The 22,363-nt window shown below is 45.7% G+C and carries 22 protein-coding genes and 1 pseudogene; 13 read left to right on the top strand and 10 right to left on the bottom strand.

The features are described 5' to 3' along the window. The first annotated feature begins 101 nt into the window (after positions 1–101). Positions 102–2,303 carry a transglycosylase SLT domain-containing protein gene (locus QUA62_RS16070; protein ID WP_333405353.1) on the top strand — a complete coding sequence of 734 codons (2,202 nt, stop codon included), beginning with the start codon at positions 102–104 and terminating at the stop codon, positions 2,301–2,303. Positions 2,304–2,450: 147 nt separating this feature from the next. Here QUA62_RS16070 and QUA62_RS16065 read toward each other — a convergent pair whose 3' ends face one another. After that, positions 2,451–2,948, bottom strand: a complete 498-nt coding sequence (locus tag QUA62_RS16065) for a pentapeptide repeat-containing protein (protein ID WP_333405352.1) — start codon at positions 2,946–2,948, stop codon at positions 2,451–2,453. Positions 2,949–3,057: 109 nt separating this feature from the next. Here QUA62_RS16065 and QUA62_RS16060 point away from each other — a divergent pair, with 109 nt between their 5' ends. Then, the gene (locus QUA62_RS16060; protein WP_333405350.1) at positions 3,058–3,426 is read left to right on the top strand and encodes a phage holin family protein; all 369 of its coding nucleotides are present in this window, start codon (positions 3,058–3,060) and stop codon (positions 3,424–3,426) included. A 4-nt stretch (positions 3,427–3,430) separates the two neighbouring features. Here the strand turns inward: QUA62_RS16060 and QUA62_RS16055 are convergent, their stop codons facing one another. Then, a complete protein-coding gene (locus tag QUA62_RS16055) occupies positions 3,431–4,228 on the bottom strand; it encodes a cobalamin biosynthesis protein (RefSeq protein ID WP_333405348.1) in 798 nt (265 codons plus the stop codon). A gap of 120 nt (positions 4,229–4,348) precedes the next feature. Here QUA62_RS16055 and QUA62_RS16050 point away from each other — a divergent pair, with 120 nt between their 5' ends. After that, complete coding sequence (locus tag QUA62_RS16050; RefSeq protein ID WP_333213965.1) at positions 4,349–4,711, top strand: hypothetical protein; 363 nt, start codon at positions 4,349–4,351, stop codon at positions 4,709–4,711. A gap of 50 nt (positions 4,712–4,761) precedes the next feature. Here QUA62_RS16050 and QUA62_RS16045 read toward each other — a convergent pair. Continuing rightward, positions 4,762–5,003 (bottom strand): annotated as a pseudogene (locus QUA62_RS16045) (TetR/AcrR family transcriptional regulator); the annotation flags it as partial. Between the two features lie 75 nt (positions 5,004–5,078). Here QUA62_RS16045 and QUA62_RS16040 point away from each other — a divergent pair. After that, the gene (locus QUA62_RS16040) at positions 5,079–5,441 is read left to right on the top strand and encodes a hypothetical protein (protein ID WP_333405346.1); all 363 of its coding nucleotides are present in this window, start codon (positions 5,079–5,081) and stop codon (positions 5,439–5,441) included. Between the two features lie 8 nt (positions 5,442–5,449). On the opposite strand, the gene QUA62_RS16035 is transcribed toward QUA62_RS16040, so the two are convergent. After that, positions 5,450–5,971 (bottom strand): GNAT family N-acetyltransferase, encoded by a 522-nt coding sequence (locus QUA62_RS16035; protein ID WP_333405345.1) that lies wholly within the window; start codon positions 5,969–5,971, stop codon positions 5,450–5,452. Positions 5,972–5,995: 24 nt separating this feature from the next. Continuing rightward, a complete protein-coding gene (locus QUA62_RS16030) occupies positions 5,996–6,613 on the bottom strand; it encodes a helix-turn-helix domain-containing protein (protein WP_333344804.1) in 618 nt (205 codons plus the stop codon). A 271-nt stretch (positions 6,614–6,884) separates the two neighbouring features. On the opposite strand from QUA62_RS16030, the gene QUA62_RS16025 reads away from it, so the two are divergent. Both QUA62_RS16025 and QUA62_RS16020 read left to right on the top strand, forming a co-directional pair. Beyond that, positions 6,885–8,480 carry a pitrilysin family protein gene (locus QUA62_RS16025; protein WP_333405343.1) on the top strand — a complete coding sequence of 532 codons (1,596 nt, stop codon included), beginning with the start codon at positions 6,885–6,887 and terminating at the stop codon, positions 8,478–8,480. A 338-nt stretch (positions 8,481–8,818) separates the two neighbouring features. After that, entirely contained in the window at positions 8,819–10,300 is a 1,482-nt protein-coding gene (locus QUA62_RS16020; RefSeq protein ID WP_333405341.1) for a pitrilysin family protein, read from the top strand. A gap of 278 nt (positions 10,301–10,578) precedes the next feature. Here the strand turns inward: QUA62_RS16020 and asnS are convergent, their stop codons facing one another. Beyond that, a complete protein-coding gene (gene asnS / locus QUA62_RS16015) occupies positions 10,579–11,970 on the bottom strand; it encodes an asparagine--tRNA ligase (RefSeq protein WP_333213979.1) in 1,392 nt (463 codons plus the stop codon). A 113-nt stretch (positions 11,971–12,083) separates the two neighbouring features. Then, positions 12,084–12,449, bottom strand: a complete 366-nt coding sequence (locus QUA62_RS16010) for a DUF2203 domain-containing protein (RefSeq protein WP_333213981.1) — start codon at positions 12,447–12,449, stop codon at positions 12,084–12,086. Positions 12,450–12,670: 221 nt separating this feature from the next. Between QUA62_RS16010 and QUA62_RS16005 the strand changes: the two genes are divergently transcribed. Continuing rightward, positions 12,671–12,946 carry a DUF6439 family protein gene (locus QUA62_RS16005; RefSeq protein WP_006631172.1) on the top strand — a complete coding sequence of 92 codons (276 nt, stop codon included), beginning with the start codon at positions 12,671–12,673 and terminating at the stop codon, positions 12,944–12,946. A 264-nt stretch (positions 12,947–13,210) separates the two neighbouring features. Here the strand turns inward: QUA62_RS16005 and QUA62_RS16000 are convergent, their stop codons facing one another. Continuing rightward, on the bottom strand, positions 13,211–13,699 hold the full coding sequence (locus QUA62_RS16000) for an anti-sigma regulatory factor (protein WP_333213983.1): 489 nt from the start codon (positions 13,697–13,699) through the stop codon (positions 13,211–13,213). 697 nt (positions 13,700–14,396) lie between these two features. Here QUA62_RS16000 and QUA62_RS15995 point away from each other — a divergent pair. From QUA62_RS15995 to QUA62_RS15980, 4 genes are all read left to right on the top strand, one after another. Then, the gene (locus QUA62_RS15995) at positions 14,397–15,290 is read left to right on the top strand and encodes an alpha/beta fold hydrolase (RefSeq protein WP_333405339.1); all 894 of its coding nucleotides are present in this window, start codon (positions 14,397–14,399) and stop codon (positions 15,288–15,290) included. Between the two features lie 89 nt (positions 15,291–15,379). Next, the gene (locus QUA62_RS15990; protein WP_445301670.1) at positions 15,380–16,420 is read left to right on the top strand and encodes an aldo/keto reductase; all 1,041 of its coding nucleotides are present in this window, start codon (positions 15,380–15,382) and stop codon (positions 16,418–16,420) included. Between the two features lie 84 nt (positions 16,421–16,504). Further along, positions 16,505–17,986 (top strand): AAA family ATPase, encoded by a 1,482-nt coding sequence (locus QUA62_RS15985; protein ID WP_333405337.1) that lies wholly within the window; start codon positions 16,505–16,507, stop codon positions 17,984–17,986. Between the two features lie 14 nt (positions 17,987–18,000). Beyond that, a complete protein-coding gene (locus QUA62_RS15980) occupies positions 18,001–18,531 on the top strand; it encodes a hypothetical protein (protein ID WP_333405335.1) in 531 nt (176 codons plus the stop codon). 172 nt (positions 18,532–18,703) lie between these two features. Here QUA62_RS15980 and QUA62_RS15975 read toward each other — a convergent pair whose 3' ends face one another. Both QUA62_RS15975 and QUA62_RS15970 read right to left on the bottom strand, forming a co-directional pair. Further along, entirely contained in the window at positions 18,704–18,844 is a 141-nt protein-coding gene (locus tag QUA62_RS15975) for a hypothetical protein (RefSeq protein WP_333405333.1), read from the bottom strand. Positions 18,845–18,952: 108 nt separating this feature from the next. Then, positions 18,953–20,644 (bottom strand): transglutaminase domain-containing protein, encoded by a 1,692-nt coding sequence (locus QUA62_RS15970; RefSeq protein WP_333405331.1) that lies wholly within the window; start codon positions 20,642–20,644, stop codon positions 18,953–18,955. Between the two features lie 422 nt (positions 20,645–21,066). On the opposite strand from QUA62_RS15970, the gene QUA62_RS15965 reads away from it, so the two are divergent. Together QUA62_RS15965 and QUA62_RS15960 are read left to right on the top strand one after the other, a co-directional pair. Continuing rightward, the gene (locus QUA62_RS15965) at positions 21,067–21,936 is read left to right on the top strand and encodes a DUF928 domain-containing protein (RefSeq protein WP_333405329.1); all 870 of its coding nucleotides are present in this window, start codon (positions 21,067–21,069) and stop codon (positions 21,934–21,936) included. Between the two features lie 168 nt (positions 21,937–22,104). Beyond that, positions 22,105–22,347 carry a hypothetical protein gene (locus tag QUA62_RS15960; protein ID WP_333405327.1) on the top strand — a complete coding sequence of 81 codons (243 nt, stop codon included), beginning with the start codon at positions 22,105–22,107 and terminating at the stop codon, positions 22,345–22,347. The last annotated feature ends 16 nt before the right edge of the window (positions 22,348–22,363 follow it).

Raw genomic sequence — 22,363 nt, 5'->3', positions numbered from 1 at the left:
TAAACAGGTATCCTGCCTGTGATGGCGTGGAACACCCATCCTGCCTCTGATGGCTTTTGACAAACGATCGGTTATCTATTGTTATTCTCTTAAATTTTCCCATGCTAAAACGACGCCGGGCCCGATTTTCTGTTTTAATCAGCGTTTCAGTTTGCGTTATGGCGATCGGCTCTTTGGTTGCTGCGATGAAATGGATGGGTTTGGGCTCATTCCAGAAGGCCGAGCAGTCCCTGGAGGCAGCGAATTCCGAATCGCAAGTCAAGATGCTGGTGTCGCTGTCACCGAGCGAGCGATCGGCGAAATTAGTTGAACTCGCAGCCAGTCAGTCTGCAAGTACGAACCCGCAGCAGCAAATCTCCCCTCAAAGCCGCGCTCGCTACCTGCTTGCCAGCGATTTAATCCAACAAGGAAATGCGGCCAAAGCATTAAAGTTATTGGACAAATTAGAGCAAGAATATCCGGTTTTAGCTGCTCACATTGCCTTAAAAAGAGCGCAAGCTTACCAATTGAGCGGCGACAAAGGCAAAGCCCAAAAAGCTTGGCAGGAACTGCTCAAAAACTATCCGAGCGACCCCGTAGCAGCAGAAGCTTTATATGTTTTAGGCAAGTCAAAACCGGAATATTGGCAACAGGCAATTACAGAATTTCCGGGTCATCCCCGCAGCGTAGAAATTGCCCTCGGCAAGTTAAAAGAAAATCCCAATCAGCCGCAGTTGATGCTGCTCGTAGCAAAATACGGTCATTATGTCAAAGACTACGGGACAATTTTGGAACAACTGGTGCAGCGAAACAGCGCCACTTTAAAACCGGAAGATTGGGAAGAAATTGCCTTTGGCTATTGGGAAAAACAAGATTACGGCAAAGGAGCTATTGCTTACGGGAAAGCCCCCCGCAACGCCAAAAATCTTTACCGAAAAGCTCGCGGTTTGTGGCTCGACGGAAAAATCCCGGAATCGAGAATTGCCTATCAAGAATTAGTGCGCGAGTTTCCCGATGCCGAAGATACTGGTTTGGGTTTAATTCGGCTGTCGCGACTGAGCGATCCAAAGGATGCGATGGTTTATCTCGATCGAGTTATTAGCAAATTCCCCAATTATGCCCCCGAAGCTTTGTTAGATAAATCCCAACTTCTCGACAAAGCACGCAGCGGTCAATCCGCCTCAGATACCCGCAAGTTGCTATTGACAAAATACAACAATTCTGATAAAGCAGGCGAATTGCGGTGGACGATCGCCCAGCAGTTTGCCAAAGGCGGAGATTTAAAATCAGCTTGGCAGTGGGCAAGAGAATTAACCACCCACAATCCCGACAGCGAACAAGCTCCAGAAGCAGCATTTTGGGTCGGAAAATGGGCACAGCAACTCGGCCGCCAACAAGACGCCAAGACTGCATTTGAGTACACTATCTTACGTTATCCCGAATCATATTTTGCGTGGCGATCGGCTGTACTTCTTGGCTGGCCCGTCGGCGACTTTACCACAGTCCGAGATTTGTCTCCCAATGTAGTCCGACCGCCTCAGCGCCCCGAACCAACTGCGGGTTCTCCTGCGTTGAAAGAACTCTATCAATTAGGTCAAGATAGAGATGCTTGGACGCTGTGGCAAATAGAATTTATCGACCGCGTAGAACCAAGTATTGCGGAACAGTTTACCGATGGTTTAATGCGAGTAGGAGTCGGAGACAATTTAGACGGTTTGTGGATGGTTGGTAGTTTGCGGCAGCGAGACAAACCAGATGATAGAGCCCAATACCTGGAACTCAGACAGCAACCAATTTATTGGCAAGCACTTTATCCTTTTCCTTACTTAGAAACCATCGTCAAATGGTCGCAAGAACGCAAAATCAATCCTGTATTAGTAACAGCATTAATCCGGCAAGAATCGCGGTTTATGCCCGCCATCAAATCCTCAGTTGGCGCCACTGGTTTAATGCAAGTAATGCCGGAAACAGCAGCTTGGGTTGCCTCTCAAATCAGTCTCAAAAAGTATTCATTGGAGAATGTGGACGACAACGTTAAACTCGGTACGTGGTATTTGGATCACACTCACGACGAGTACAAGAATAACTCGATGTTAGCTGTGGCGAGTTATAATGCCGGGCCAACTGCAGTATCAGATTGGTTGAAGAGGTTTAATTTTAGTGACCCGGATGCTTTTGCGGAAAAGATTCCGTTTCCTGAAACGAAAGGATACGTAAAATCGGTGTTTGAGAATTACTGGAATTATCTGCGGATTTACAATCCAGAAGTTAATCAGTTAATGAGTGAGCATTATGCGGCTGCTCAGAAAAAAGCAAAGCCTTAGTAAATTTGGTGTAGGCTAAGCTTTCAGGAACGGACTCTCCGGCCCGTTCCACAAACAAATTTATTTTGTGTATTGATTTTGTAGGTGGGCTTCTAGCCCGCCCCTACCAATATTCCAGAAATTGAAATTATGGAATGATAAAATAAATCAGCGGCATCCCAAGGAATCACGAGTAGAAATCCCTGTTTGAGAATTAATACCGCTGGCTTTTGTGCACAATTCTTTAATTTGTGAGCCGTCCATAATTGCGTCGGTAAAGTCAGCGCCGGTAATATCAACCCCCTCAAAAGTAGAACGCAGCAAAATTGTTTCCGCTAAAATGGCATCACTTAAATCGGCATTAGTAAATTTAACTTGATCTATCATGGCATTAGTTAAATTTGCTCCGTGCAAATTCGCCTGAGTCATCACCGAAGCGCTCATAATTGCTCCCTGCAAATCGGCATTAGAAAAATTAGTCAAGTCCATATTAGCGTTAGAAAACTCGGCAGCCCGCAGCATTTGACCGGAAAAATCGCGTCTTGTCAGTTCGGCGTTGCTAAAGGACAACGGCGGAGCGTAATATTTAGATTGAGCCTGGGCTGGCTGCGGCAGGATGAAGATAGTTAGCGCCAAAAGGAATGCTGCTAGTTGCCGGAGTTTCATAAGTCTGATATTCTCGCAAGGTGGGTATTTCGTAGTGTATGCCGAACTTTGGTCGATCGACTAAACAGTTACAATCTTAATTAATAGTGATGGAGATGGAAAAAAAGATATGCTAAGTTTTTTCTTAACTTGGATAGTAGCAGCGGTTTCTCTGATCATTACCGCTAACATTGTACCAGGTATTTCGGTGGTTAGCTTTCCGGCGGCGATGGTGGCTGCTGTTGTTATCGGATTGGTGAACGCGGTTGTCAGACCGATTCTTACATTGCTGACGCTGCCTTTGACCATTATTAGTTTAGGTTTGTTTTTGTTTGTTGTGAATGCAATTTCGCTTTCCCTGGCTTCGTTGTTGGCGGGTGCGTTCAATATCGGCTTTGCGGTTAACGGTTTTTGGCCGGCTTTGTTTGGTTCGATTGTTTTGTCATTCGTTTCTGGGGTGATTGGTCGATTTGTGAATGCCAATACTTTGTCTCAGTAATACATTATCCCAGATACTCGATCGGGCAAACTGCAACCGCTACTGTTACCGCAGAACCCGCCCTAACCCCTCCTTGTGAAAGGGGGGGATTTTTGCTGCGAAATATTTGTTTAGGGACTAAAAGCTTTTCACGGGCGGGCAGGATGCCTACCCCACAAGCCGATTCACTCTTCGCTTCACAGGCATCTTGCCTGTTGTTGAGAATGGTACAAGATATCAGTTCGATCGCACAAAGTGCCGCAGCTTCTGCTACACTAGGCGTCCCGACTGCTTTTGCTGCAATATTTGAAGGATTGGGGACTTCTACGGAACTTAAAATGTCAGCCGCAAAGGTTTTTAACGGCCAGTTTCGCTCTTGACAAAGTTCTAACAAGCCGACTTCACCTGCTTTAGTGTCTATTGTAGCAATACCTGCGATCGCACTTTCGGCTAAATGATAAGCACGGCATACTTGTTTAATCGCAGTTTCGATTAATTCTCTATCTGTTCCGCGTTCGCAACCTATCCCTATCCACAACACTCTTGGATGCCACTGAACCTTTGGCAAAGCAGATTCCGGGGAAAATCTTCTCTGGGTGAAACTAATCCAAATTCTGGCTTTGATAGTTGAGAGATTTTCCCCATCCCAATACAAAGAATGTTTTTCTGGCAGACTGTTTTGCCACAAAGTAGAACCCACTTCTTGAATTACTTCTACAGTTTCCCCTCTAGCAAGAGCCGCCGCCACTCCTGTCCAGTCACCTTCCCCGCGCTGCCAGCCGCTGGGAATGTTTAGCATATCTAACGTACATTCATCGCTCATTATTCAGTTATCTATTCTGTAGTTTCACTGCGACCGCACTCTTAGAAAAAACTTAACACTCTGTTTAGTGAAAAATTTGGTATAATTGTAGCACCCACTACAAAAAACCAAACATTTAAGATGGTAGAACTAAATCAGTTAGTGTTAGAGCTTGAAAGCAACCTCAAATCGGAAGGAGTGAAAAAAGAATGGAAAGAGCGCCGGCCAAGTTGGGTGAGCGATGTGGCAGCATCAGTTAACCTGACATATCTATCAGAATTGCTAGTTGAATGGCAATCTAACTTGCAGGGTAAATCGGTGGATATTCAGTGGGAAGAGCGTCGGAACCGTTGGGTAGAAGAATGTCTGGCAGCATCGATTGTTCAAGAAGTATCAAGTTTATTGCTGGAACTAGAAACCAATATAAATTCGGAAGCTATGGCTGATGAATGGCAGCAGAATCGCGAGAATTGGGTACAGCAAATGCACAGGTTTAAGGAGTAGTTTCGACGAGTCTGAGCCTGTAGATATGCGTTCCCAGGCTCTAAAATTTCCTAATGACTAATCACTAATTCTTCATCTTTCAGCAAAACCCCATTCAGAAAAATATCTGCGACTCCTTCAGCCATTTCCTGCATTTGCTGCCGAGAAGCATTCGGCTCCATAATCGTATTTTGACTGAAACCTGCGACTGCCAACATTCCCAAAAATACCTGAGCGATAATCTTCGGATTCATCTTTGAATAAACTTGTTTTTTCATCGCCGTTTCAAAAAAGCCTCAGCCACATCGCTCATTATAAAAAACCAACAGTCTAAATCAATAAAATTTGTACAAATATAGCACAAACTGCAAACAAGACAAAATTAAATATGGTAGAACTAAACAAATTACTGTTAGAGTTTCAAGCCCACCTAAACGGGGATGCAGTGACGGAAGAATGGAAAGAACGTCGCAACTGTTGGATGAGCGAGGTGTCAGCCACCTTTGACGAAAAACACCTAGCCAAATTGCTAGTTGAATTAGAATCAAATTATCAGCGAGAAGCGGTACAAAGTCTCTGGAAAATGATCCGTGACAGTTGGATAAAAGAAGGTCATATAGCATCGACGCTTGAAGAAGTATCAAGTCTACTGCTGGAACTTGAAAGCAATACAACTTGGGAAGTAATGACGGATGAATGGCAGGAAAATCGAGAGAATTGGGTACAGCAAATGTACGAATTTATAGAGTAATAATTCACTTAATCAAAATCAACTTTCATGGTGAATGATGTCCCTCCTGTGCGGTTGATTGTCTCGCTTCCCTCAATGACTTTAAAGCCCGATCGCTCGTACAAATTAAGGGCCCGATTTGAGCTTCTGACACTCAGGGATACCGATCGATAAGAGATTTTGGCTGCTGACAACAAACGAGCCAGCAACTGCGTTCCTACACCCTGATTTGTATATTCTGGAAGAACCGCGATCGCCAATTCCGGGGTAGTATCGTCAACCCAGCCAAACCCCTTGTCATCCCCTGTCAACAAACGCAGCCAGGCGGCTCCTACTGGCTGGCTCCCGTTCAATTCGATCGCTGCGAAGCCCAGATCGTTTGCACGTCCCCAATTCTGGACATATTTTGCAATTAAAGGATGATTCACAACCGCTTGCACCGTTGATTCGCCTTCTTCTGCCATGTGCGCCGCTTCATAGAGCATTTGCCACAGGAAAGGCTCGTCTTCCTGCGTTAGCGGCCGAATAGAATAGTGCAAAATTTTGCCCATAACAACTTTTCCCTGTTGCCCTAATTATTCATCTTTCTGCAAAACCCCATTCAGAAAAATATCCGCTAATCCTTCGGCCATTTCCTGCATTTGCTGCGGAGAAGCATTCGGCTCCATAATCGTATTTTGACTGAAACCCGCGACTGCAAACATTCCCAAAAATACCTGAGCGACAATCTTCGGATTCATCTTCCGATAAACTCCTTTTTCCATCGCTGTTTCAAAAAAAGCCTCAGCAACATCGCTCATTTTTCCGATGACTTCCAACTGAATTCTGTCGCGCAAATCCGGGTGAAATTGCGCCTCCAAAAAACACACCCGCATCATGTCGCTATTCTCGCGGATATTCAGCATCCGGCGCCGCATCACCTGAGCCACTGCTTTGTAACTGCCCATCTCGCTCAATTCTGTCAGCAAATCCGTCAGCAACTCCACCCATCCTTCCGTCGCCACCTCAATCAAAATCGCTTTTTTATTATCAAAATGCCGAAAGAGCGTACCCTCGGCCACCCCCGCCGCCGCTGCTAAATCGCGAGTTGTCGTGCCGTCGTATCCGCTGCGGGCAAACAAACGCTGAGCTGCTTGTAAAATCCGCTTCTTAGTTTCTGTTTCAGAAGGAGGAGACTGATTAAAAATTCGCATGGCTTTGCAATCGGTAATTGGCGACTTGGAACTACGGGATCGGGACTGAAGGGCTAAATAATGTTAAGTTTTAAGTTGTGCGCGGCTTTAATCCCAAACTTAAAACTCCTCGCCGGGTCCCAGACCCTTTTTGAGATTTGCTGTATCAGCCTAACATCTGGGACGCAACAGATCGCTTATGCCTCCAAAAATCTTTATCCTTAAAAAAGAATCTCTTGTATTCGGCACAAACATCAGGTTTGACAATCCCAAATCTACAATCGCAAATCGAATGACCCCGCAGTTCCAAAAACCCCGTGAAGCGAAGCTATCCCGTAGGGAATCGCCCGATCGCCAAACTCGATTCATCGCCTCTGTGCTGGCCGCTGTACTGCTGTGGTGGGGCATTTCTCCCGAAATCGCCCTCGCCCGCCCCAACCCCGCTAGCGGCTCCCAAGCAGTCTCTGTTCAACCCTCGCTCGATCGAGTAATCAGCCAAGTCAGCGAATTTAAGCTCGACAACGGCATGAAATTCATCGTACTCGAAAGGCCCAGAGCGCCCGTAGCATCGTTTCTGATTCACGCCGATGTCGGCGGCGCAAACGAACCCGACGGCCAAACAGGTGTCGCTCACTATCTCGAACATTTAGCCTTCAAAGGCACGCCAAAAATCGGCACTACCGACTACAAAGCCGAAAAGCCGCTGCTAGAAAAACAAGACCAACTCTTCGAGCAAATCCAAGCAGCTCTTGCCAGCGGCAAAACTGAAGAAGTCGCCAAATTAAAAGCAGAATTTGACAAAGTTGAAGCCGAAGCTTCGCAATTTGTCAAGCGCAACGAACTGGGTAAAATAGTCGAACAAGCAGGCGGAGTGGGACTAAATGCCGCTACTTCCACCGACGCCACAATGTATTTTTACAGCCTCCCAGCTAATAAGTTAGAAATGTGGATGTCGCTGGAATCCGAGCGATTTTTAGAACCAGTATTTCGGGAATTTTACAAAGAAAAACAGGTAATTTTAGAAGAGCGCAGGCTGCGAACCGAGAATTCTCCGATCGGACAAATGGTTGAAGTTTTTGCTAACAAAGCTTTCTCTGCTCATCCCTACCGCCGCCCCGTAATTGGGTACACTGAAGACATTAAAAACCTCAGCCGCAGCGACGTGCAGAAGTTTTTCGAGACTCACTACGTCCCCAGCAAGCTGACTGTGGCGGTGGTAGGAGACGTGAAAGCTTCGGAGGTGAAGCGACTCGCTCAAATTTATTTCGGCCGTTACAAGGCGAAACCAGCGCCTCCAGAATTGCAGATTGTCGAACCTCCCCAAACGCAAACTCAGGAAGTCACGCTGAAATTAAAAACTCAACCTTGGTATTTGGAAGGATACCACCGGCCGGCGATGAATCATCCCGACAATGCGATTTATGAAATGATTGGTTCTTTGCTCAGCGATGGCCGCACTTCTCGGCTTTACAAATCTTTGGTAGAACAGCAGCAATTGGCGCTGGCTGCTCAAGGTTTCAGCGGTTATCCGGGGGAAAAGTATCCGAATTTGATGTTATTTTACGCTCAAACTGCTCCGGGCCGTACGGTTGATGAAGTAGCTGCAGCTTTGAGCAAGGAAATCGAGCGCCTGAAAACTGAGCCGGTTTCTGCTTTGGAATTGGAGCGAGTGAAAACTCAGGCAAGAGCAGATTTGTTGCGATCGCTCGATTCTAATATGGGCATGGCATTTTCGCTGGTGGACTATCAAGTAAACACCGGTTCGTGGCGAAATTTGTTCAAGGAGTTGGATGCGATCGCGGCTGTTACTGCCGCTGACATTCAGCGTGTCTCTCAGGCAACTTTCCGCCCGGAAAATCGCACGATTGGCAAGCTTTTGCCACTGTAAGAAGAAGGAAGAAGGAAGAAGGAAGAAGGAAGAAGGAAGAGGGAAAACTCGTTTCCCGACTCTGCCCATTCCTGACAACTTAAGACTAAAACCCATAATAAATGTCGCTTTTATTCGACTCTAGATCCCCCTAAATCCCCCTTAAGAAGGGGGACTTAGAGAAGAGTATTGTCCCCCCCTTAATAAGGGGGGTTAGGGGGGATCTCGCAGTTCGTGACAAACAAGAGAGACGGTTGGTTTAACGTTAAGTTGTCACGCCTTGGGTAGAGCCTGGGAACGCAGATCCAGAGGCTATGCCTCGCTGTAGAATTGTCACAATATAAAACTTAGGAGAAAGAATGAAAAGGACTAAATTGAGACTGAAAAAAGTAAAGTTATTTCTGCTATCGCTTTGCTTTTTTACTGTTTCACTTGGCACGTTTAATTTGTTACCTTCCTTTGCGGCGGCACCCAAACACTACGACGAATTAACATTTCCCCCGCTGGCAGAAATTAAACTGCCTAAATACACTCGCTTCGAGCTAAAAAATGGCATCCGCGTGTATCTGATGGAAGACCGGGAACTCCCGTTAGTCGGGGGAACGGCGCTATTTCGCACGGGCCAGCGCTTTGAATCTGCCGATAAAATCGGACTGGGAGGTTTGACGGGAGAAGTGATGCGAACTGGGGGCACGAGCCGGCATACGGCTGATGAACTAAATCAGTTGCTAGAACAGCGAGCAGCTTCGGTAGAAACGGGCATTGATGTTGCTTCTGGCACCGCTAATTTTAGCGCTTTAGCTGAAGATTTGGAACCCGTATTTGACCTATTTGCGGAAGTGATTCGGGAGCCAATCTTTGCTAAAGAAAAGTTGGATTTAGCGAAGAATCAAGAGCAAGGTGCGATCGCCCGCCGCAATGACGATCCTAACGATATTACTGCCCGCGAGTTTGAAAAGTTAATTTACGGATCTCGCAGTCCTTACGCGCGCACGGTAGAATACAAAACCCTCGCCAATATTTCCCGCGACGATTTGGTGAGTTTCTACCAGAAATATTTCCATCCCAAGAATATGATTTTGGGTATTTCGGGCGATTTTGATACCGCTAAAATGCGATCGCTCATCGAGCAAAAATTCGGTAACTGGCAACCGACTCAAAGTGCAGAAGTGCCTGCACTACCAACGGTATCGCCAGCAAATGGCGGCGGCGTATTTTTGGTAAATCAGCCACAATTAAGTCAAAGTTACGTGCAAATGGGACATTTGGGCGGAATGCTCAGCAGTCCAGATTACGGTACTTTGGACGTGATGAACGGGGTTCTCAACGGTTTCGGTGGTCGTTTGTTTAATAACGTGCGATCGCGCCAAGGCTTAGCTTATTCAGTATACGCGGCTTGGAGTCCGAGATATGACTATCCGGGGGTGTTTGTCGCTGGAGGCCAAACGCGATCGGACGCCACAGTACCGTTTATCCAGGCAATTCGCGCTGAGATCGAGCGTATCCGCACCGAACCAATTACCCCGGAAGAATTAGCTTTTGCTAAAGATTCCGCCCTGAATTCTTTCATTTTCAAATTTGAAAATCCCAGTCAAACTTTGTCCCGATTAATGCGCTACGAATACTACGGTTATCCCGAAGATTTCATTTTTCGCTACCGCCGCAGCATCGAAGCAGCAACAATTGCCGACGTGCAGCGCGTAGCCAAGACTTACTTGAAACCGGAGAATTTGGTAACATTAGTAGTGGGAAATACGGCAGCAATTCAACCGCCGTTATCGAGTTTGGGAACTTCGGTCAAAGTGCAATCTGTTGATATCACAATTCCCTCGGCGACTTAATCGGTAACAAAGGCTTGCATTCCTCTGTTTTCAGGTAGGGGCGCGGGCCTTCGCCCATTGGTGTCAACTTCAGCCTAAAACCCTTGATAAATATCGCTTTTAGCTGAGTCTAGATCCCCCTAAATCCCCCTTAAGAAGGGGGACTTTGAGAATATTCTTGTCCCCCCCTTATTAAGGGGGGCTAGGGGGGATCGAGGCTTAATCGTCCGACAGTAGACTGATACTACGTTTGACGTTAAGTTGACACCAACGGGCTCTTGGAGTGTCCCTACGTTTTGCTAAAAATCAATACTCAAAGGCGCTCTCGGAAAGGGAATCACATCCCGAATATTCCCCATTCCCGTCATAAACTGCACCAGCCGTTCAAATCCCAAACCAAACCCAGCATGAGGCACAGTACCGTAGCGGCGCAAATCCAAATACCACCACAATTCCTCCTTATTCATACCCTGGGCTTCCATGCGCCGCTCCAATACATCCAGCCTTTCTTCCCGCTGCGAACCGCCGATTATTTCCCCAATATTAGGAGCCAAAACATCCATTGCTCGCACCGTTTTTTCGTCATCGTTTAAACGCATATAAAATGCTTTAATCCCGACGGGATAATCGCTGACAATCGTCGGCTTTTTAAACAAGTCCTCAGCCAAATAACGCTCGTGTTCCGACTGCAAATCCAAGCCCCAACTTACCGGAAAATCAAACTTTTTGTCGGCTTTTTCCAAAAGTGCGATCGCCTCCGTATAAGTAATCCGCTCGAACTGATTGTTAATGATATTTTCAGCAGTAGCCAAAACCGTTTTGTCAATGCGCTCGTTGAAAAACTCCATATCTTCCGGGCAATGCTCCAAAACGTATTTAAAAATGTACTTTAAAAACGCCTCAGCCAGATCCATATTTCCCTGCAGATCGCAGAAAGCCATCTCCGGTTCAATCATCCAAAACTCAGCCAAATGTCGCGAAGTATTAGAATTTTCCGCTCGGAAAGTCGGCCCGAAAGTGTAAACATTTCCGAAAGCCAGGGCCATAACTTCCGCTTCCAACTGGCCGCTAACTGTTAAATAGGCGCGCTTTCCAAAAAAGTCTTTAGCATAATCAACCTCTTGCGAATCAGTGCGCGGCACATTCTTTAAATCAAAGTTGGTAACGGCGAACATTTCCCCCGCACCTTCGCAGTCGCTAGCAGCAATAATCGGAGTGTGAACCCACAAAAAACCGCGTTCTTGAAAAAATTGGTGTACCGCCGCCGAACAAGCATTGCGGACTCGAAAGACAGCACCGTGGGTGTTTGTGCGCGGCCGCAAATGCGCGATTGTCCGCAAAAATTCAAAGGAATGGCGCTTTTTTTGCAGCGGATAAGTTTGCGGGTCTGCATCGCCGTAAACTTGTACTTGTGAGGCTTTCAACTCAATTCGCTGTCCCTTCGCCGGAGATGCTACCAGCACTCCCGACACTTCTAAAGATGCACCTGTATTCAGTTGTTTCAGTACATTTTCAAAGTCTGGCAAATCGGAATTTATGACTACTTGCAAGTTAGCCATCGCCGAACCATCGTTGACTTCCACAAAGGCAAATTCTTTCAATTCGCGTTTGGTACGAACCCAACCTTGAACAGTTACAGTTTCGTCTGGTTCACCTGCGCGCAAAATTGCTGCAATTCGTTGATTTGTCATCTCCACTCCTGTTTATTTAATATTTATTTTGCACCATCTTTATCTCTTTTCTCTTCCTCTGCGCCCTCTGCGCCCTCTGCGGTAAATAAAAACATCCTAAATCTCAACATAGTTCAACCTGCATAGGATTTCAAAATCCAACCGATCAAAATACCGAGTCCCCCAAAGCGAACTGCTTGCCAAAAAGGTTGTTTTATGCTTCCCCAAGAAAACAGGCTGCTTTCTAAATTCAACTCGATAGTTTCCAATTCTTGCTCAATTTCCCGCAATTCTTTTTTTAGTTGCGGCAATGGATTTGGGCGTCCCGACTGGCGGATTTCTTCGCGCCGATGGCCGAGTTCGACTTGGCGCTGTCGATCGACCTGAATTTGAGTGTACCGTTCTTTGACTGCCGCGAGCGATCGCTCTACTGCTGCGAGCGCTTGAACAAACTCGCTTTCTTGCTCTTCCGGATTTAACTCTGACGGCTGTTGAGGCATTTCGATCTGCAAACCTGACAATAATAATAAAAAAAACCGATTTCCAATTAAGTTGTTATTATATGCAGTATATTTTCTAAATTAACGAACTCTAGCCAAATAGACATAACTATAGCAACTTTATCGGCATTTAAAACGTTTTTAATTGCTGAAACCATTGATTTTATCGCATTTTCCTTCTTCCTTCTTCCTTCTTCCTTCTTCCTTCTTCCTTACCACCTATGCTTGAAACTACACAAACAACCCAAACTGTCAACCTCAACGAGCTGAGCACGGTAGAACTAGCCCAAGCTCTAGCCGCGCGCCTCGCCATCCACGAAAAAGATTGGCACCGCCTCAAAGCCAACCGTTCCGCGCGGGCCTGCGAGCAAGCTGCGGCCGCTTTGGTCTTTTTGCTCAAAAAACAGCCCGAAGAAGCTCTCCCGCGCTTAAACCAAGCAGCAGGATGGCTGGATCGATCGATATCGGCTCCTCCCTGTCCCACCCACGGAAAATAATTACATTGCTTCGTTCTTCCTAACGCTTGGCGCTTTTGAGTTTTGGCTTGAGTAGTCGCTCAAAACTTAGACAATCGCGCCGCTCGATCGAGCAGCGCGATTGTGAGTTCAAAAAATTTATACTTTTTTAACTCAAAACTCACATTTTGCATTATGATCAGCTATCAATAGCCAGAACGTTCAAATTCTCACTGCAAACTTCAGCCCGAGAACGAAAAATTTTCCCGGTTTAGCTGAGGTGAAAACTGCTACCAAATAGCAGTTCTAGCGCAAACGAGGCAGCCGGTAGCGACTGGAAAGTTCTTTGCACAGCCGTAACTCTGTACCTTGAGCATTCCACTCTACCCGATCGAATATTTGGTAAAGAATAAACAACCCCCTACCACATTCCTGTTCCACATGAGGTAGTCCAGAGTCATCTGCAACGTCCTCTGCGAGGAGATTGTCGCAATCATCGGTATAAAGGTTACAACTGCAAGGGGCATTAAAGCCAGAACCTTCATCCGATATCACCCACCAATATTGGTTTTGGACGATCGAAAAACGGACTCCAACAGTTTTACCGGGGTCTAATTTGTTTCCATGCTTAGCAGCATTTACCAAAGCTTCTTGAAGCCCCAACCGCAATTCTGCTTGCCAGTAATCTGGCACTTCTGCTAGGAGCAGATCCAAAATAGGACAAAGGTATAGAGTAGAAGCGAAGCTAATCGTAATCCAATTGCGTCCGACGGGACGGGGTGAAATAGCAATCACTCAGAAAACTCCCTAACTTTCAGGTGGATAAAGTTCACACCCTGCATAGTTGGCTCCCTAGTATTCAAAATGCTAATTAATTGAGCGGCGCAGCTCTACTTCTATATTAGAGTATCAAAGCAATTAAGAACAGCAAACAACGTCACAAAATATTCAGCGATTCTGAGAAACTTCTGCAGAGAACCATCAGTAATTTTACTTATAACTTCTCCCAGCCGCGAAATTTTTGATTTCAGATTTTGCCCACTCGTAACGCTTAGGTTCGCTGCATCCCCCAAGCCGTCAACGCCTTTTGAACAAACGATCCCCACCTGGAAAAGCTCGGAAATAACTATAAAAAAGTCGATCCCTTAACGCTCGCCAATCAGGTTCGACCCTCGCCGCCAAGCTTTGCACCCATCGCCCCAGAGCTATCTCTTACCGCCACACAGCACAATCATCATACCTAGGTATGTTGCAGCCAAAACCCGATTTATTTTCCCAAATGCGATCGGGCAAAACATCTCCCATTGCTGCGACCCTCACAAAATCAATATTCGTTACAAAACTTATTAATCCTGAGTGCGTAAGATCGCCAGATCCAAACTCGCTCACATTGACGAATCCTTTGCTAGCGGAGCCCCGGCGCGGATGCCAAACTTTATAAATCTGAGCGTCGCGATACAATAGTTAAAGTAAATAATTATTTCTTTACATCATGCAAACAACCCCAGCCATCACCACAGCCCCCATAGCCGGCACTTACTGGCAGTGGCGGGGGCATTCAGTATACTACGTTCGATCGAGCGATCGGCATCCAGAACGCCCTCCCCTGCTGTTAATTCACGGTTTTGGAGCCTCCACAGACCACTGGCGCAAAAATATCAGCGGGCTGAGCAAAGACTTTGAGGTGTGGGCGATCGACTTGATTGGATTCGGGCGATCGGCAAAACCCGAATTACAGTACAGCGGCGACCTCTGGCGCGACCAACTCCACGACTTTATCACCAACATCATCGGCCGGCCCGCCGTACTAGCCGGCAACTCCCTCGGAGGCTACGCCGCCTTGTGTGTAGCAGCCCAGCGCCCCGAATCAGCAGCCGGACTCATATTGATCAACAGCGCCGGCCCCTTCAGCGAACCGCAGCCCGCACCCGAAGCCCCGCCCTTGCAAAAAGCCATATCTGGGGTAGCTAAAACTTTATTTCAGCAAGATTGGGCAAGTTTTCTGCTGTTCCAGTACGTGCGCCAGCGATCGACAATTCGGAAAACCCTAGAAAAAGTATATCTCGACCAAAGCGCCGTTACAGACCAATTAGTAGAAGAAATATACCTTCCCTCCTGCGATCCCGGTGCCCCCAAAGTATTCGCTTCCGTATTCCGAACACCGCAAGGCGAAAAAATTGACGTATTACTTAGTCAATTAACCTGCCCGTTGCTAATGCTGTGGGGAGAAGGCGATCCGTGGATGAATTCCACAGAAAGAAGCGCTAAATTTCGCAAACACTATCCGCAGTTAACAGAACACTTTATCAAAGCTGGTCACTGTCCGCACGACGAAGTACCAGAACAGATAAACGAACTGATTCGGGCATGGATAATTGACCAATAGTCGATCGGCACATAGATAATTTTCCCCCGGCCATCTCCTCCCTCGGAGAGGGGGAAAATTATCGGATTTGCAGTAAAAATTTATCTATTGTGCCAACACAAACGCGGTTAATTTCTCTCACATATTCTGAGGAGACGGAAACAATGGCCCGCAAAAAGACTCGCCGCAATTTTATATTGAGCAGTATAGCTGTTGCCAGCGGCATTGCAGGTGCTAAGGCGATCGAACAGCAGGATCGGGAAATCGCAGCCGCACCCAATAACAAGGCTGCCGCCACAGTAAAAATGCCAGAACGAGTGTTAGGCAACACCGGGGTGAAAGTGCCGATTTTCGGTCTGGGGGGGGCCGGACAAACACCGCTGTCGCAGCCGGGAAGAGAAGCAGAAGCGGCGGCGCAAATTGAACGCGCGATCGAACTAGGCATTCGTTATTTTGACACGGCGGCCGAGTACGGGCCCAGCGAAGAAAACTTAGGCAAAGTTTTGCCACCATATCGATCGCGCCTATTCCTAGCCACAAAAACCTCTGCCAGAGACAGAGATGGCGCGTGGAGAGACTTAGAGCGATCGCTCAAAAGATTGAAAACCGATCGGATCGACTTGTGGCAACTCCACCACGTCTCATTCCAAGCCGAATTAGACCAAATTTTCAGTGCCAAAGGAGCAATAAAGGCGATCGAAGAAGCCAAACAGCAAAAAATAATTCGTTTTTCCGGCATCACCGGACACCACGAACCAGCCATCATTGCCGCAGGCTTGCAGCGCTATCCTTTTGACACAACATTAATCTCCCTCAACGCCGCCGAAAAACATCACCCGCGCTCTTTTGTTACCACCGCTTTACCAGTTGCCAAAGCCAAAAACATCGGCGTCATAGCCATGAAAGTACCAGCTTACGGCAAATTATTTCAGAACGGTGTTTTAGATGGAATGCACCAAGCAATGGGCTACACGCTTTCACTTCCCGGCGTGCACTGCTGTGTCATCGCCGCCGACTCAGTGAAGCAATTAGAAGAAAATTTCAAAGTCGCCCAAGCATTCAAACCCCTGAACCAAACAGAAATGGCAGCACTTGAAAAACGCACCGCCGCCGCTTGGCAAGAAAATACATTTTTCAGACAGTGGACTTAGATCTGATGTTGGGAAATGCGGCGCTCGTCGCCGCTCTACTTGCTGTTAATATTGAACAGGAATCACCCATCCAGGTATAATGGGTTGAGGAATGAAAAATCTATAAAACTAACGGTTTCCGGTTCCTCTCTATCTGATAGTTTATTAACAGGACATTTTTTAATGAAATTAGAAATTAGAAACTTAGGTGTTGTTGAAAAAGCAGAAATTGATTTAAAGCCTTTAACTGTTTTTATTGGTCGTAATGGTGAAGGCAAAACATGGGCTGCATACACTTTATCAGCGATCCTCGGACTGCAGGGAGGAGGAAATTACTTGAAAGCTTATTTGGACGGTAAAACCCAACAGACATATCCAATCATAGATAGCGCCCTTCAGCAACTTTTTGATGAAGGTAATGCACAAATTGATATGATTGAATTTGCTAATGACTGTGCGGAAATTTATATTAATGATGTTGCTCGTTTGGCTCCAAACTGGATGCGCTCTTTTATGGCTACAGAACGAGCAGATTTTGAAAATTTGCAAGTAGATTTTAAGTTGGAAGAAACAAAATTAAAGCTTGTGGAAAGGATAAAATCAGTTTCTGTCCAGAGAGAAATTTCTTTGGGCTTACTAAATTCTGTGAAAGAATCAGGCGAAACAATATTATACTTTTATTTAGGAGGAGGCAAAGGTTTGAAGAAGCTGCCTACAAAAGCGATTAAGCGATTCGTAATTCAGGAAATTTTTCAGATGCTCCACAGAGCATTTTATGCTTGTATACATATATTCCCTACTGAAAGGACTACTTTTATAACTTTACCATTTAGCTCTTTTAGAGTCAAAGAAATTATAGACGAAGAACCTTTAAAAGAAACAGATAAATCAGAATTGGAAGGAAGAAAAACGTCTTTGGTTGAACCAGTAAAGCGTTTTTTGGACATGATTATATTGAGTTCTCTAATAAAAGAAGACAGAGAAAAGGAAATAAAAGAAAATTTCTTGTTAGAGGAATATGTGAAGTTAGCTGATTTTTTGGAAAAAGAGATTTTACAAGGAGAGGTCGGCTTTGAAACAATATCCGAATTGCGAAAAGAACTACTTTTTCAACCGAAAGAAAGTACCAAGTTGGAGATGCCTATTGTTTCTTCAATGGTAAAAGAATTAGCTCCATTAGTTCTCTGTTTGCGCTATTTAGTTAAACCAAATGAGTTACTGATAATTGATGAGCCAGAAATGAATTTACATCCAGCGGCTCAAGTACAGATAGCTGAATTTTTGGCAATGTTAGTCAATGCTGGATTGCACGTCTTAATTACAACCCACAGTCCGTACATTGTTGACCATCTTGCTAATCTCATGCAAGCAGCTAAGCATGAAGATCCAAATAGCATTAAAGGAATGTTTTATTTAGAGCGAACAGATGCTTTTATTTCTCAAGAAAAAGTTTCAGTCTATTTGTTTGAAGATGGAACAGCCAAAAACATTATCAGTGAAGAAGGTACAATAAATTGGGAAACTTTTGGTCAAGTGTCTGATGATGTTTCTCGCATTTATGCTAATTTACTGAATGAAAATTCATGATTGAGAGACAGTTAATGCCTTTTGAAACTTTGCTTTTATCCTGCTGTTTACTTCCAGGTCAAACCGATTTTAAGGAAAGTAATGCTTCAGTAAAAGTAGATACCAGACCGGGCGAAACAATACTTTTTTTTAACATAGATGACCAATCAAATCCTGGTTGTAAGCTGCGTGAATTGTTATGGGGAATGAAAAAAGGTGAACAAATGTGCGACCTGATAGTGTTTTACGCTAAAGACAGCGAGCGCGTTATCTGTTTTGTAGAATTAAAAGATAGTATAAGTGATTTAGGTCATGGCACAAAGCAAGTAATTAATACATACAATACTTTCAAGGTACATCTGCAAAAAAGTTATACGGCGAAAGCATTTATTTATGCGTGTGCCGGTTCTTTACCCTACGAACATGAGGAATATCAGAGAAAGTTATTAAAGGAGTTTGGGAAAAATAATTTTGATTTTAATAACAGAAGTAATGATGCTTTAGGTAATTTGTTGCGGGGAATCCAATCTAAACCAAGTGGAGGGAAGCGGAAAAATAAAAAGTAGAAAAAATCGGTCAATTAAGGCTATTCAATAAGATGTTTTTGAAGCGCCACATCTAGGTTATCTCTTTCCTTGCACCTCTGGGGTGAAAACTCCCCAAATCAAAAAACAAGGCGACCCAACCAGGTCGCCTTGTTTTTTATCATAGAAAATGCACTTTGTCAACAGCAAAAAGCTACTTTTTTTGCCGTTTAGCCTTATCTAACCGCCTGCGATCGCGCCACTCAACAGAAGTCAAATAAGCGACCCCGCCAGTCACCGTCACCAGCAGTACAAAGGCCACTAAAACTAGAATATTAGCAATCGAAAATTCCACAACCCCTCTTCCTCTGATTTTACATTTTCTACTTTCGATTTTAGATGAAAAATGTTAACAATTAACAGTTGAATGTTGACGGCTAACTGTTAATTGTTAACACTCGATTCAAACTGCTGGCAAATCTTCCAAAATTGTAAACCTCACATGATTAATTGCCAGAGTTCCCACGGAAACATCCTCCTTGTTCAAAGGAAGACCGCCGCTCGTGAGACGTTGGAACCGAATTCCCTTGCCAATTTCTACGTGATACCAAGCCAAGCCCATAAAAAATCGCAAAGGATAAGGGCCTCTGTCTTGAATATCATCAGGATTAGATTCCATCGGCACCCAGCCAAAACCCGGAATGTAAAATTCCAGCCAAACGTGATTGAAATCCGGCTCCAGCGACACACCTTTTCTGTCAGCAAAAGCCGGACACTTGTAGCGCCCGATCGTGCGGCAAGCAATCCCGTTTAACCTCGCCAAAGCCAACAACAAGCCCACGTACTCGCCGCAAGAACCGATGCCGCGGCGTAATACAATATCGGGAGTGTCAATGTGAGGCCTAATCCCGTAAGAAAGTTGGTCGTAAACAAAATTGCGAATGCTCAGTAACTGCCTCAGAATATTAGTTTCTGAGCCAATGGCAGCCACAGCAGCCGATCGCACAATCTCCGTATCCATAGCCAAATTGTCATTATCCACCAAATACTTAGCGGCAAACTCTGGGGACAGCTTCGGAACCTTTTCGACATCCCGAGGCGACAACTGATACTTAATCGATCGAACTTCTAACAAAGCCTTCCAGCCAAAAATTCGGCGTTCCCCAGGGTGCAGCCGATCGAACTTAAACACCGCCACCCGTTCCCCTTCCTGAATTTCCTCAGTAAAAGGCATTCCGATAGGCGTAACACTCCTTACCTTTTGCCGGTGAGTTTCCGAAGGCAAAGCAATCCGCCACTCCAAATTTTCGATTTCTACCTCATCGAGAGGAGACAGTTCCTCCACATAAGACATTTCCATCAAAAAACCATTTGACAGAGCGTAGCGGTCAGCTTCATTGTAGTAAAAAGACAAAGGCTGAATAAAAGTGCGATCGCGCTTCGTCAACTGAAAAGGATCTTCCGAATTCGGGTCGTCCCGGATGTAAAGTTCATCCCCGGCATAAGCCACGTACAGAACCTCCTCTCCGGTCTCGGAATCTTTGTGAAAAGCCAAACCCGAAGGCAACTCAAAGGGAGTCAAAACACTAAATTTAATCTCCCCAGTTCCCCGTTCCAAACAGTAAACAGTTTGCTCTGTCTTGTCGCAAACCCAAAGTTCCTCATCCCGGACAGTGATATTTTCTACCCCAATACCCGGAGCGTAAAACCGAGTAATTTCCCGACCCGTTTTCAGGTCAAAAACCAGAATAGAACCCAATCTCTGGCAAGTGACATAAAGCGTAGATTTCCAAACAGCAATCCCGTCAGCAGGATAAGAAAGCGAAACAAAATGTTCCGGTTTGAGTTCAGCGATCGCCCCGTCCCGAATTGCGCCCCGACAGCAACAAATATCCTCATCCCGCGCAAACCAGAGAGTATCTTCCGAAATAGCCAGCCCGGTTGCGCCCGCAAACTTAGCCGTTTGATAAGGATTCAAAACAGTAGTGTTGTCACTTTCTCTATCGATCTCCAATAGCAGCCCTTCGGCGCGATCGACAGCGAACAACCTATTTCCTAAAAAAGCAATGCCGTGCAGTGCCAAGACTCCGATGGGTCTTACCATCCGCAGCCCCGAAGGCTGTTTGTCCGAGATAACAGGTGAATCGAGATTCATGCTAAATTTCTTGCCGGTATTGTACAGAAAACCTGATATGTAACTTGTAGCCGATCGCTTGAGGTTCACCAGCAAAATTGCCGAGTTTCCTGATATTCAGGATTGACGCATCAACCGGGTGTTTTTACGAAAAGACGCGTTGTAGCCTCTTGCTAGAGTTAAAAGAACCCGAATATTAGTCTTTGTCAAAGTTGGGTTTAACAAGCTCAACCCAACCTGCTGCCGTGAATGAAAGTAAGTATAACCACTAAGCTACCACTGACAAACGCAACACAGAATTATATGTTGATCAGAGCGACCCAAATAATCGTATCTGCCTGAAGATATAAATTAAGTACAACGGATTACTATATCCGTCAAAACCTTGGATAGAATAAAACCGTGCGATAAAGTTCCTAGGTTCATCAAAAGGCAGGTTCGTCATGGCTTTGAAGTCTGCTCTAAATATCGGTGCTCTTTCCTTAATTCTGTCTTTAGAGGCAGTTGTCGCCGGTAGTTTTTTAATACCAGCAGAGGCTCTCAACAGCCGCGCAAACATTGTCCCGCGCCCCTCACGGCCGCAGCTACCCCTCAACTGGCAAACAGTTCAACCCCCTGAATCCAGCGGAAGCAGACCAAACATTCAGCCAACGGGTTCCACGTGGAATAGCTTTCAACCGCCGGAGGACGGAGTACCGGGAAGGCGTGAAGGGGGAGGAACCCGCGGCTTAGAATGCCCCACGGCCACAACTGCATTAACTGCGTTGATTCCCCAATCAACTATGGGGCAAACCATATCAGCAAAGCCAACATTTTTCTACTACCTTCCCGTACCCCTCGACAAAACAGTTCAGTTTGAGTTAGCAGACCAAAGAGACAAAACAGTATACAAAAAAAGTTTTCGCATGGTAACTAGCCGTGCAGGTATCGTTAGCGTCAGCCTCGGCTCCGACGACAACTCGCCAGCCCTGGAAGTTGGCAAAAACTATCAATGGTACTTTACTATCAAATGCAACCCAAAAAATACAACAGATGATGTTCTCGTTTCCGGGTGGATCAACCGCACCGCACTCGCCCCAACCGTGAAAACAGAGTTGGAGCGATCGCCCGATGATCGCACCAAGCTCAGTATCTTCGCCCAACAACGTCTCTGGTACGAGTACCTGGCAACTCTAGCTCAATTGCGTATCGAGTCTCCCAGTGATGCCAATTTAGCGATCAAGTGGTCAGCACTGTTGAACTCAGTCGAACTCGGCAAAATATCCCAAGAACCCTTAGTCGCAAGTGAGTTAACGCCTATCACAAGAAAATAATTCAGCACCTGTTTCAAAAAAGAATGCAACGGTAGGCAAGCCCCAAACGGTGATAGGCATCAGTCAGTCGATTTTAGATTTTAGATTTTAAATTTTAGATTTTAGATTTACTTGCTGCATTGAATCTGGGTGCAGGAACAGGAGTCTGAAATTTTAGGATCTACACTGATGAGCGTTCGGGATACGGTACCCGTTATTGGGCGAGTCATTGCCAAATCTCAAATCTCAAATGGTATGACTGGTGCAGCAAGTACGAAAAACTCGGTTTCGAGCGCCGTATTTGGCAGCACCACAGATGATTTTTGCCTGTTCCGGGTTGTTTGGTCGATCGTCCTAAATAAATTAAAATTTGTGTACCGATCGGCTGTTCGGACTTCTGGCATCTTGAAAGGCGGACTGTGGAGATTTTGATGGTCAAATTTCGCCT

This window comes from Microcoleus sp. MON1_C1 (assembly GCF_036701945.1).
Classification (GTDB): domain Bacteria; phylum Cyanobacteriota; class Cyanobacteriia; order Cyanobacteriales; family Microcoleaceae; genus Microcoleus.
Note: the sequence above shows the minus strand (reverse complement) of the source record. Positions and strands in the feature narration are given on the sequence as shown.